10 protein-coding genes and 1 pseudogene are annotated in these 12,050 nt (G+C 63.8%); 6 read left to right on the top strand and 5 right to left on the bottom strand.

Going from position 1 to position 12,050, the window contains the following annotated elements:
* Together GPT33_RS08805 and purD are read left to right on the top strand one after the other, a co-directional pair.
* A pseudogene (locus tag GPT33_RS08805) lies at positions 1 to 283 on the top strand (acyl-[acyl-carrier-protein]--UDP-N-acetylglucosamine O-acyltransferase); the annotation flags it as partial.
* Between the two features lie 201 nt (positions 284 to 484).
* A complete protein-coding gene (purD, locus tag GPT33_RS08800) occupies positions 485 to 1,774 on the top strand; it encodes a phosphoribosylamine--glycine ligase (protein WP_296807527.1) in 1,290 nt (429 codons plus the stop codon).
* Between the two features lie 350 nt (positions 1,775 to 2,124).
* Here the strand turns inward: purD and phbB are convergent, their stop codons facing one another.
* From phbB to GPT33_RS08780, 4 genes are all read right to left on the bottom strand, one after another.
* Complete coding sequence (gene phbB / locus GPT33_RS08795; protein WP_296807524.1) at positions 2,125 to 2,865, bottom strand: acetoacetyl-CoA reductase; 741 nt, start codon at positions 2,863 to 2,865, stop codon at positions 2,125 to 2,127.
* 180 nt (positions 2,866 to 3,045) lie between these two features.
* Positions 3,046 to 3,411 (bottom strand): phasin family protein, encoded by a 366-nt coding sequence (locus GPT33_RS08790; RefSeq protein WP_296807520.1) that lies wholly within the window; start codon positions 3,409 to 3,411, stop codon positions 3,046 to 3,048.
* Between the two features lie 144 nt (positions 3,412 to 3,555).
* Positions 3,556 to 4,077, bottom strand: a complete 522-nt coding sequence (gene phaR / locus GPT33_RS08785; RefSeq protein WP_296807534.1) for a polyhydroxyalkanoate synthesis repressor PhaR — start codon at positions 4,075 to 4,077, stop codon at positions 3,556 to 3,558.
* A 112-nt stretch (positions 4,078 to 4,189) separates the two neighbouring features.
* Positions 4,190 to 5,374: an acetyl-CoA C-acetyltransferase gene (locus GPT33_RS08780; RefSeq protein WP_296807517.1), complete on the bottom strand. Its 1,185-nt coding sequence runs from the start codon at positions 5,372 to 5,374 to the stop codon at positions 4,190 to 4,192.
* Positions 5,375 to 5,569: 195 nt separating this feature from the next.
* On the opposite strand from GPT33_RS08780, the gene phaE reads away from it, so the two are divergent.
* Both phaE and GPT33_RS08770 read left to right on the top strand, forming a co-directional pair.
* Positions 5,570 to 6,649 carry a class III poly(R)-hydroxyalkanoic acid synthase subunit PhaE gene (phaE, locus tag GPT33_RS08775; RefSeq protein ID WP_296807514.1) on the top strand — a complete coding sequence of 360 codons (1,080 nt, stop codon included), beginning with the start codon at positions 5,570 to 5,572 and terminating at the stop codon, positions 6,647 to 6,649.
* Positions 6,650 to 6,747: 98 nt separating this feature from the next.
* On the top strand, positions 6,748 to 7,818 hold the full coding sequence (locus GPT33_RS08770) for a class III poly(R)-hydroxyalkanoic acid synthase subunit PhaC (RefSeq protein ID WP_296807530.1): 1,071 nt from the start codon (positions 6,748 to 6,750) through the stop codon (positions 7,816 to 7,818).
* Between the two features lie 66 nt (positions 7,819 to 7,884).
* Here GPT33_RS08770 and GPT33_RS08765 read toward each other — a convergent pair whose 3' ends face one another.
* Complete coding sequence (locus GPT33_RS08765) at positions 7,885 to 9,615, bottom strand: radical SAM protein (RefSeq protein WP_296807509.1); 1,731 nt, start codon at positions 9,613 to 9,615, stop codon at positions 7,885 to 7,887.
* Between the two features lie 296 nt (positions 9,616 to 9,911).
* Here GPT33_RS08765 and GPT33_RS08760 point away from each other — a divergent pair, with 296 nt between their 5' ends.
* Together GPT33_RS08760 and GPT33_RS08755 are read left to right on the top strand one after the other, a co-directional pair.
* Positions 9,912 to 10,058 carry a hypothetical protein gene (locus GPT33_RS08760; RefSeq protein WP_296807506.1) on the top strand — a complete coding sequence of 49 codons (147 nt, stop codon included), beginning with the start codon at positions 9,912 to 9,914 and terminating at the stop codon, positions 10,056 to 10,058.
* A partial coding sequence (locus GPT33_RS08755; RefSeq protein WP_296807503.1) for a transglutaminase family protein occupies positions 10,055 to 12,050 on the top strand: 1,996 nt, incomplete at its 3' end. The genes GPT33_RS08760 and GPT33_RS08755, both read left to right, overlap by 4 nt.

Here is a 12,050-nt window from a genome sequence, read left to right as displayed (position 1 = left end):
GATGGTCGCCGGGGTGACGGGGGTCGCGCAGGACGTGCCGCCGTTCGCCTTGGTCGACGGTCATCGGGCGCGCATCGTGGGCCTCAACGTGGTCGGCTTGCGCCGCGGCGGCTTCTCGCAGGAGCAGCGCACGCGCATCAAGGCCGTCTATCGGCTGGTCTTCCGCTCCGGTCTGCGCTCGGGCGAGGCACTCGCCCGCGCCGAGCAGGAGTATCCGGGGCCGGAGACTCGAGCCATCGTCCAATTCATTCAGTCGAGCCGACGCGGCGTCGTCTCGTTTTAAACCGCGTCCAGAGCGAAATGCTGATTCGTGAGTGAGATCGACGTTGGCTGCATCTACGACCCTTAGCCGGGACGCGGTTTAAAATAATTTATTTTTTAATAGTTTAAACCGCGCCGGCTCCAGCGCTTGTCAAGTCTGCCGGGGCCGATCCCATCCAAAAATATCGCTTACCGCACTAGGCGCGGTTTAAAGGTGACAGGTATGAAGATCCTGATCGTCGGCAATGGCGGGCGTGAGCACGCCCTCGCCTGGAAGGCCGCACAATCGCCGCTGGCCGAACGCGTTTACGTTGCGCCCGGCAACGGCGGAACCGCGCATGAGCCCAAGGTGGAGAATCTGCCGATCGCGGCGGACGACGTTCCGGCATTGGTGCGTTTCGCAACCGAGCAGGCGATCGATCTGACCATCATCGGCCCCGAGGCACCGCTGGTCGCGGGCGTCGTCGACGCCTTCAAGGCGGCCGGTCTGCGCTGTTTCGGACCGACCCGAGACGCCGCTCAGCTCGAGGGCTCGAAGGCCTTCACCAAGGACTTCCTCGCGCACCATCGCATCCCGACGGCGTCCTACGGCGTCTTCACCGAAACCGAGCACGCACTCGCCTATCTGCGCCGGGTCGGCGCGCCTATCGTGATCAAGGCCGATGGGCTCGCCGCGGGCAAGGGCGTCATCCTTGCCGAGGATCTCGCGACCGCGGAGGCGGCGGTGCAGGACATGCTCGGTGCCGGGCGCTTCGGCAGCGCGGGCAACCGCGTGGTCATCGAGGAATTCCTGACCGGCGAGGAGGCGAGCTTCATCGTCATGGTCGACGGCGCGCACGTCCTGCCGCTTGCCACCTCGCAGGATCACAAGGCCCGCGACGACGGCGACCGCGGACCCAACACCGGCGGCATGGGCGCCTATTCACCCGCGCCGATCGTCACCCCGGCGATCCACGATCGCGTCATGCGCGAGGTGATCGAGCCGACGGTCGCCGGGCTCGCCGCCGAGGGGATCCATTATGTCGGTTTCCTCTACGCCGGCCTGATGATCGCCGCCGACGGGACACCCAAGGTGCTTGAATACAACTGCAGGCTCGGCGATCCCGAGACCCAGCCGCTCTTGATGCGCCTGGAGTCCGACCTGGTCGAGCTTTGTCTCGCCGCGATCGACGGCCGTCTCGATCAGGTCACGGCCGTCTGGGATCCGCGACCCGCGTTGGGCGTGGTCATGGCGGCCGGCGGTTATCCGGACAGCTACAAGACCGGCCACCCGATCAGCGGGCTGGACGCCGGACTGCCCTCGGACGTCAAGGTCTTCCAGGCCGGCACAAAGGCGGATGGATCGGCGATCCTAACCAACGGCGGACGCGTCCTCTGCGTCACCGCACTCGGAAACAGCGTTTCCGAGGCCCAATCCCGAGCCTACCGGGCCGTCGAGAACATTCGGTGGGAAGGCTGTCAGTTCCGACGCGACATCGGTTATCGGGCTATCGCCCGCGAGCGGTCGAGCTGAAGCTTGACGAGGGTAGGCATCAAGAAAAGACCTTCCAGAGAATCGCCATCGTGAAGGCGAGATTGAACCCGATCATCCGGATCCGGGCGGAGCTTCCCGAGGGCAAAAAAAAGCCCGGCGGGGAGCCGGGCTGGAAACGTCTCATGATGAGAGAGACGAGGAGGACACTGGTATCGATCTGTAAGGTCTCGGGCTCCGCGCGTAGCCGGCAGGCCTGAACCATCGATGTTCTGTACTTCGATATTCGATCTCTAAACCGCGTCTCGCCGAGGTCGTTTTCTGCGGCGAGGCTGATTTCACCTCGTACCGATTTTAACGACAGCGGACGCGGTTTAGTTGTGATGAACGCCTCAATGCATGAAGAGACCGCCGTTGACCGGCAGGTTCGCACCGGTAATGTAGGCGCTCTCGTCGCCGGCCAGGAAAGCGATCGCCGCCGCGATCTCCGCCGGCTGCGCCATACGGCGCATCGGGACGCCCGAGATGATGCTGTTGCGCACGGTGTCGTCCATCGCCAAGGTCATGGCGGTCTCGACATAACCGGGCGAGACGGTGTTCACGGTGACGCCCTTGGATGCGCCCTCTTGGGCCAAGGCCATCGTGAAGCCGTGCATACCGGCCTTGGCCGCCGAATAGTTGGCTTGACCGAACTGACCGCGCTGTCCGTTGACCGAAGAGATGTTGATGATCCGACCGAAGCCGCGCTCGAGCATCCCTTCCCAGACATTGCGCGTCACGTTGAAGACGCTGTCCAGGTTGACCCGCATGACGGCTTCCCATTGCGCAACCTCCATCTTCTTGAAGGTCTTGTCGCGGGTAATACCGGCGCAATTGATAAGGATGTCGACCGGACCATGCTTCTCGGTGATCTCTTTGATCATGCGCGCGCTGTCTTCGAAGGAGGACACGTCGGCGGCGATGGTGTCGATGGTGAAGCCCTCGGCCTCGCGATCCTTCTTCCAGGTTTCCGCAACAGCGGCCTCGGAAGGATGATGATTGGCGACGACCGTGCAGCCGTCCTTCGCCAGACGGGTGCAAATCGAGGTGCCGATTCCGCCGATGCCACCGGTCACGAGTGCGATATGAGCCATGCCTTATTCCTCCAGGATTTTATTGGTGTGTGTCGTTCGTCAAAGTCCGGAGCGATCAACGCGCGATCCGCTCACGGGGGTTCAAGATCTTCCGATCACGAACCATTCGCAAGCCCCCTGCGCAGGGGGCTTGCGAATGGCGGCCCGTCCTTGGGTCGCCGAGTCTAGCCGACTGTCGAATCAGGCAGCCGGGACACTCTTGCGCAGGTCGGCGGAAACGTCGGCCATGCTCTTCTCGATCCAGGTGCGATAGTCGTCACGGACATCGCTGACGGCCTGCATACTGGTCTTGCCTTCGGCCAAGACGCGCTCGCTCAGTTCCTTGGTGGCCTCGACCTGGCCCTTGAAGAACTCGTTGTAGCCCTTGGACTCGGTCGCGAGCTTCATCATGCGCATGGCGTGCTCCATGTAGAGGCTCATGGCATCCATCTGGCGCGCGGACATCTTTTCGAAGATGCGGACGTTCAGCTCGCCGAGGCTGGTCATACGCTCGACGGTCTTGTTGGTGAATTCGTTGACGGTGTTCAGGGTGTCGTTGGTCGTCATGCTCGTTGCTCCGATGTGTTGTGCAGTGCAGCAATTGTTGCAGTGCACAATAGTCGCGAGATGCCCGCCTGTCAACCCCCGAGTTGCCAATCAAATGGATTGATTCAAACCGCCACTCTCGCCCGAGTACCGCCCGAGAACCACTCAGTCAGGATCGTCGCGCCTTTTCTCGGTGCTGTCGCTCGGGGCGGGCTCCTTGCGACCGGCCTTACCCCTTGGATGACCGCCGAGATCGAATCCCGCCGCGCGCATCAGCTCGCCTTGAATCTCGGACCACAGCTCGACATTCTTCTGCGTCATGCGTGTCATGGCATCAAACGGGGTCTCGCCCAAGGTGCGGACCAGCTCGTGATGCTGTTTGGAGAAGAGATCCAGCGAGCCCTCGAGATAGCGCGCGAACATACCTTGGAGGGTGCCGCCGTAGAAGCGGATGATTTGAGACAGCATGGTGGCGCTGAACAACGGCTCTCCGCCGCTTTCTTCTTCGAGCATGATCTGCAACAGGATGGAACGCGTGATGTCGTTGTCGTTCGCCGTGTCGACCACCTTAAAAGCGGTACAGCTCATGACGAGATCACGCACGTCCGCGAGCGTGATGTAACGACTGACCTCGGTATCGTAGAGGCGCCGATTCGGATACTTCTTGATGATGCGCTCGTCGTTCATGGGCATCTGGCCGTGTCGTCCTTCAGTCCGAAGAAGTGTACCCCAGTCGCGACGGGGTACGACCTGCGGGGCCCGGCATCCCTCGCCGGGGGACTCCCCGCTCGGGCTCCGATCAGACCCGCTCGACGGCCAGAGCCACGCCTTGACCGCCGCCGATGCAGAGCGTCGCGAGGCCCTTCTTGGCATCGCGCTTCTGCATCTCGTAGAGCAGGGTCACCAGCACCCGAGCGCCGGAGGCACCGATCGGGTGGCCGATCGAGATGGCGCCGCCGTTGACGTTCACCTTGCTCAGATCCCAGCCCATCTCATGATTCACCGACATCGCCTGCGCGGCGAAGGCTTCGTTGGCCTCGATCAAGTCGAGGTCCTTGGGCGTCCAACCGGCCTTTTCCAGGCATTTGGTCGAGGCGGGGATCGGGCCGGTGCCCATGATGGCCGGATCAACACCGGCGCTCGCGAAGGCGACCAGGCGGGCCATCGGCTTCAGACCGAGCTCCTTGGCCTTGGACTCCTTCATGACCACAACCATCGCGGCACCATCGTTGATACCCGAGGCGTTGCCGGCGGTGACGGTGCCGGCCTTATCGAATGCCGGACGCAGTTTGCCGAGTGTCTCGGCCGTGGTCCCCGGGCGCGGAAACTCGTCAGTGGCAAAGATAACCGGGTCGCCCTTACGCTGCGGGATGCTGACCGGAACGATCTCGTCGGCGAAACGGCCCGACTTGATGGCCGCCTCGGCCTTCTGCTGCGATGCGGCCGCGAATTCATCCTGCGCATCGCGGGTGAACTCATACTTCTTGGCAATGTTCTCGGCTGTCACGCCCATGTGGTACTGATTGAACGCATCCCAAAGACCATCGACGATCATGGTGTCCTTCATCGACCAGTCGCCCATACGCTGGCCTTCGCGCGAGCGCGGCAGGACATGCGCCGACTGACTCATGCTCTCTTGGCCACCTGCGATCACGATATCGGCGTCGCCGCAGGCCACCGCCTGCATCGCGAGATGAACCGCCTTGAGCCCGCTGCCGCAGACCTTGTTGATGGTCATGGCCGGCACCGAGTGCGGAAGTCCGGCATTCAGGGTCGTCTGACGCGCCGGATTCTGGCCCACGCCGGCGGTGAGAACCTGGCCGAGAATGACCTCGTCGACCTGGTCCGGGGAGATTCCGGTACGCTCCATCAACGCCTTGAGCACGGCGGCCCCGATGTCGGTCGCGGCGAGTGAAGAGAGGCTGCCGCCGAAGGTGCCGACTGCGGTACGGCCCGCATCGACGATCACGATGTTGTCGCTCATGGTGTAAGTGCCTTATGAGTTTTGGAGTGGAAGCTTTGATCGGAGGTGGCGGGTCGTGACAAGAAGACCCGGCCGCGGGATCTAAAATGCCCCGCTCGCGCCGATTGAGCAACCCCGATCTTACGCCGCTTTGTTGCAGTGCACAAATCGACGTGCTAACGTGTGTCGCAAAGTGACCCAAAGGAGGGCAATAGCATGAGTAATGAAACCTTTTTCAACGACAGCTGGATGGATCTGCAACGCAAGTACTGGGATAGCTGGACCGAGATGAGCCGCAAAGCGATGGGCACGCAGGGCGGCATGGGCGAGCTCACCAACCCGTGGGAAAGCGCGCTCGACAATTGGTGGAAGGCGCTCGCCCCCGCCGCGCCCGATGCCTCGAAGGCCTTCATGGAAAAAATGATGGAGCAGGGCAAGGTCTTCTTCCGTTTCGGCGAGGGATTTGCCTCCGGCAAGCCGGGCGACACCGCATCCCCGGCCGACGGCATGGCGTTCTGGACCAAGGCACTGGAAGACATCCAGAAGCGCTTCAGCGGCTCGGTGGACGACGGCGACAACGTCATGCAACGCATGATGTCCTTCTGGGAGATGCCGCTCGATAACTGGCAGCGCATGATGTCCTCGATGTCGCCGATGCCCGGCGATGCCCTGCGCTACATGCCGCACGACCAGGTGAAGGACGGCCTCAATCGCGTGTTGTCCGCGCCGGGGCTGGGCTACACCCGCGAGGAGCAGGGCCAGTACCAAGAGTTGATCCGCGCGTCCATGGACTACCAGAAGGCGCTGCAGGAATACAATGGCTTTTATGCCCAGCTCGGCGTCAAATCCGTCCAACGGATGGGCGGCTACATCCAAGAGGTCATCGACAGCGGCAAGAGCATCGATTCAGCCCGCGCCCTTTACGACCACTGGGTCATGTCCTGCGAGTCCGTTTACGCCGAAGAGGTCGCGACGCCGGAATACGCTCAGATCCACGGCCACCTGGTCAATGCCCAGATGGCCCTGAAGAAACGCATGGCGGTGTTGGTCGACGAGAACCTCGGCGCCATGAACATGCCGAGCCGCAACGAGCTGCGCACGCTTCAGGACCGTCTGCAGGAGACCCGCCGCGAGAACAAGAAGCTCAGCCAGGGTATGCGCGCGCTCGAGCGGCAGGTTGCAGCACTCGCCGGGACCCCGCTCGAGGCGCCCGCAACCGCCATCAAGTCCGTCGCGCCCGCCGCCAAGACGCCGGTGCGCAAAAAGGCGGCGACGAAAAGCACCAGCACCGACTAGATCGGGCCGTCACCACAGATTTCATGCGCCATGCGGCCCCCGACAAACCGGGCGCCGCGAACGCGTATCCAACGATTACCGCGAGGAACCCAACCGTGATGCTCCCGATCGATATCCGGCCCGACAAGCTCACTCAAGAAATGCTGGACTATTCCCGCAAGCTTGGGCAAGGCATGGAAAACCTACTCAACGCCGAGAAGATCGACACCGGCGTGAGCCCGAAACAGCCGGTCTATACCGAAGACAAGCTGGTGCTCTACCGCTACGACACGCCCGAAGGCGTGACCCCCGACCCGGTCCCTCTGCTGATTGTCTACGCCTTGGTTAATCGGCCCTACATGACCGACATCCAGGAAGACCGCTCGACCATCAAGGGTCTCTTGGCAACCGGGCAGGACGTCTATTTGATCGACTGGGGTTACCCGGATCAGGCCGACCGCGCCATCACGCTCGACGATTACATCAACGGTTACATCGACCGCTGCGTAGACCATATCCGCGAGGCGCACGGGGTCGAGAAGATCAACATCCTCGGCATCTGCCAGGGCGGTGCCTTCAGCCTGATGTACACCTCGATGCATCAGGGCAAGGTGAACAGCCTGGTGACCATGGTCACCCCGGTCGACTTCAAGACCCCGGACAACCTCCTGTCCGCTTGGGTACAGAACGTCGATATCGACCTCGCCGTCGACACCATGGGCAACGTCCCGGGCGAACTGTTGAACTGGACCTTCCTCTCGCTCAAGCCGTTCAGCTTGACCGGTCAGAAGTACGTCAACATGGTCGATGTGCTCGACGACCCGGACAAGGTGAAGAATTTCCTGCGCATGGAGAAGTGGATCTTCGACAGCCCCGATCAGGCCGGAGAGACCTTCCGTCAGTTCATCAAGGACTTCTATCAGCGCAACGGCTTCATCAACGGCGGCGTCATGCTCGCCGGCCGGGAAGTGGATCTGAAGAACGTCACCTGCCCGGTCCTGAACATCTATGCGATGCAGGACCACCTGGTGCCGCCGGATGCATCAAAGGCGCTGAATGGCTTGACCGGCAGCAGCGATTACACCGAGCTCGCCTTCCCGGGCGGACACATCGGCATCTATGTCAGCGGCAAGGCTCAAAAGGAAGTCACCCCCGCCATCGGGAAGTGGCTGAACGACCACTCCGCCTAAAGCATCTCCCGGAGGTTGGAGGACGCCGATCGGGCGCGCCTTCGACCTCCGCGCGAACTGCCGCGGTTACGCGGCAGCCGACGCCTCATACGGACGCGCGTCCGCCCCCTCCTCGACTTTTTCGTCGACCGGCTCCATCGCCTGATCGAAATAGCGGTATTCCGGCCGCTGCGTGTCCTCCTTCACTCGCCGATAAAGCTGCCACACCTGCCAGGCGTAGGCGATCAGGCCGCCGTAGGTGGTCGCGACGTCCCGAGCGCGGCGCGGGTAAAACACCCACGCAGACTCGATCGGCAGCTCCGAGCGCCGCTCCCTGCGGATCTTGCGACGCAGAAACCCGCCCTGCAGAGGATGCACCCGCTCGAACCTGAAGCACCCGTAAAATTCCAGGGCGATCTCCATGATGCGTTTCGGGTTTCGGTTGAAGGCCGCCGCGCGCCGCATCAGGGTTTCCAGGTGCTCCATCGAGTAGTAGCTGTCCCACGCGCGGCGGTAGACGCCCTGCCACTCCTGCGCGCTCATCCGCGGATGGGTCGTGCAGACATGCTCGAGGTCGTAGCGGTTCAGGTCCGGGTCGAGCGGCGCACCCTTCGCGTGTAGCGCCTGGTGGTCGGCGGAGCCGGGCAGCGGCGTCAGACAGAAGAACTCCAGGATGTCGAGCGGCAGCTCGCGCTTGATCGTCTCGATGTCATTCAGGATGCGTTCCGGCGTATCGTCCGGAAAACCCAGGATGTACCCGCAATAGGTGGTCACGCGCTGCTGCTGCCAGGCGAGCAGCATGTTGCGGTAGTTGGCGATCTTGTTTTGTTTCTTATGCGCGGACTTCAGATTGTCCGCGTTGACGCTCTCCAGCCCGATGAACACCCGCGAGACACCCGCCGCCCGCGCCTTGGTCACGAACCCCGGCAAGGTGTGACACATGGTATCGACCTGAATGGTGAAGTTGAGCTTCACGCCGAGCTCACGGCGCAGCGCGGCAATGCGGTCGAAGATCGGCTCCCAGTTGCGATTACGTGCGAAGTTGTCGTCGGTGATGAAGTAATGGCGAATCCCGTGGGCCAAGTTGGCGCGCAGCAGCTGCTCGATGTCGTCCGGGCCGCGGAAGCGGGACTTGCGACCCTGCACGTTGATGATGGTGCAGAAGCTACAGAGGAACGGACAGCCGCGCCCTGCATCGAATGTCCCGGGCATCGGGGCATAGCGCCGCGCCACCTCGGCCGGGAGGTAAGGCATGGTCTTGCCCTGCAGGTCCGGGAGCTCCGCCATGTGGTTATAGAGTGGCTCCAGACGCCCCGCGTAGGCGGCACGGAGGAGGTCGGCGAAATGCTCTTCGGCCTCGCCGGCAAAGAGGGTGACGCCCAGATCCATGGCCTCCTGCAGCTCCGGCGGAACGCCCGGGAGCATCGCCAAGGAGCCGCTGACGTGAAAGCCGCCCATCACGACCTGCAACCCTGCCGCGCGAAAGCGTCGCGCCAGATCCATCGCACGGGGAAACTGGTTGGATTGGACACCCACCAGGCAGACCAGACCCCGACCGCCATTGCCTTGGATGCGACGGATGATCCGCTTCACCGGGACCACCGTGTTGGTCTCGTCGTAGGCGTTGACCTCGATGTGCACCCCCTGGCCCAAAACCGCTGACTGGTCGGCGTCGCGGGTCAACCCGTAGAGGCTCGCAAGCGAGTTGGACGGGATCCATGCCTTGACCCACTGGATGACATAGCCGTCGTCGTCATAGTGCGAGGGCTTGATCAATTCCACCTGAAAACGGGTCGCGGTCGCGCTGCTCGGACGCATGATGGTCCCTCGTCGACGGAGAAAGGGATGACCGGTGCGGACTGGAACGCCTGCGGCTTCGAACACCGAAAAACGCGGGTCTGCGAATATCTCAAAGAAGGCTACGATTCAGTCGTCCTAGGCCGATGCCGCACGTCCTAGGCGGATGCCGCAGTCGATGCTAGCCCCGATGAGGGGCACGGGCAAGCCTCGGAGGGCGCCGCGGGGCTGTCGCCCTCGCCTCGACCCGTGGCATGATCCCGAGCGGGACCGACCGGAGATCATTCCGATACTCCGGCGTCGCAAGGTTGCCGGACATGCACTCCGAGAACACACAGACTGCACATGTCGTTGAAGCCCGACCGGCCACTGCGGCGCTCGCCGCATCGCCCATCGACTTCGAGGATACCCTACCCAAGCGTGATCGCCGTGTCGGCCAAAGCCCGGAAGAGGTCGCACAATGAGCGAGCAGGATCGCGACACCATGGACTTCGACCGCGCCGTGCGCACACACGACGAGGCTGTCGCGGCAATGGGGCTGCCCATCTGGGTCGGCACCGAGCCGACCTTCACCGATCGTTTCTCCGAGGCCCCCGAGTGGCTGAGCACGGCCCTGGGCGAGGACAAGGCGAGCCGCGCCGAGCAGCTCCTGCGCGTCCTGCAAACCCGTATGGGCGGTCTCGTGTTACGTACCCGGGGCCGGCAGTATCCCGGCGAGGACCGGCCACGCTGGAGTCTCGGCCTCTACGCCCGGCGCGACGGCACACCCGTCTGGCACGGGCCGCCCGACCCCGCACTCGGGACGACGCCCGGCAGCGACTGCGATCTCGGCGTCCTGCACAGCGCGCTCTGCGCAAGCCTGCTTGAGATCGGCTGCGGCGTGCGATCGATCCCTGCGGACGAGGGTTGTCTCCAGGTCGTCGCCCGCTTTCCGGGCACCGATCAAGCGGCTGCCGAGCACGAGCCGCCTGCCTGCCTGTCCGAGCCAACGCTTGTAGACACGGCGCTCGCGGACACGGACCTCGACGAGGCGAGGGCGACCGACGGACTGCCCTGTTTCATTCTCGACCGCATGACCTGGCAAGGTGCGACTGTGGCGCGGATCGAGCTGCCCGACTGCGAATCGGTCGAGCAGTTTGTGCGCTGCCTCGCGGCGATCGGTGCCGCGGCCACCAACGCCGGCCTGCCGGCACTCCTGCTCACCGGCCACCCTCCACCCGTCGATGCAAGCGTCTCCTGGACCACCATCACGCCGGATCCGGCTGTGATCGAGATCAACATGGCGCCTTACCCCGACGTGACCGGGTTGCTCGCCGCCACGCGCACTCTCTATGCCGCAAGTACCGAGCTCGGACTCGCCCCCTACCGTCTTTACTACAACGGCTCGGTTGCGGACTCGGGCGGCGGCGGACAGATCACCTTCGGCGGACCCAGCCCGCAGGAGAGCCCCTTTTTCGTCGCGCCGCGCGTCTTGCCGCGCCTGGTGCGTTATCTGAACCGACACCCCGCCCTGTCCTATCTCTTCGCCCACGACCATATCGGCGGCTCCGGGCAAGCGGTGCGCGCCGACGAGCGCGGGCGCGACGCCTTCCGCGAGCTGGGCCTCGCACTCGCCTTGCTGGAGCGCGGACCGCCCCCCGACGCCGAGACGCTCTGGTCGGGGCTGTCGCAACTGCTGACCGATGCCGTCGGGAACAGCCATCGCGCCGAGCTCAACATCGAGAAACTCTGGAACCCGTATATCCCCGGACGCGGAAAACTGGGGCTGGTCGAGCTCCGTGCCCTGCGCATGCAGCACACGCCCGAGCGGGCCGCGGCGCTCGCCGCCCTGCTGCGCGCCATCATCGCGATGCTCGCCGTCCGAGACTTCGATGCCCCGCTGTGCGATCACGGCGATGACCTGCACGAGCGCTACGCCTTGCCCTACTACCTCGAACACGACCTCGAGGAGGTGCTCGGCGATTTGAACGCGACAGGCCTCGGCCTCGCGGCGCCCTTGGCCGAGCTGCTGAGGCGCAACAGCCTGCGCCTGATCGCCCGGGTGCGGCATCGGGACTGCGAGCTGACGATTCGTCGCGCGGTGGAATTCTGGCCCTTGATCGGCGATGTGGGTCGCCAGGATCAGGAAACCTCCCGCCTCGTGGACGCGAGCACGACGCGCGTGGAAATCTGCCTGCGTGCCGTCGAGGAGAAGACCGCCGCGGACTTCGACGACTGGCAGGTCGCGGTCGACAAGGTTCGACTGCCTTGGCGTGCGGAGCAGGACCCGCAGGGGCCGGCCAAGGTCTTCGGCCTGCGCTATCGCAGCTTCGTGCCCTGGCAGGGGCTGCACCCCGCACTGCCCGCCCAAGGCCCCCTGTCCCTGAAACTTTGGCATCCCGCATACACCGACGCCCTGCATCTGACCCTGCACGACTGGCGACCGAGTGGAGGCGGCTACGACGGTCTCCCCGCCG

The organism is Thiocapsa sp. (assembly GCF_011390875.1).
Lineage (GTDB): Bacteria > Pseudomonadota > Gammaproteobacteria > Chromatiales > Chromatiaceae > Thiocapsa.
Note: the sequence above shows the minus strand (reverse complement) of the source record. Positions and strands in the feature narration are given on the sequence as shown.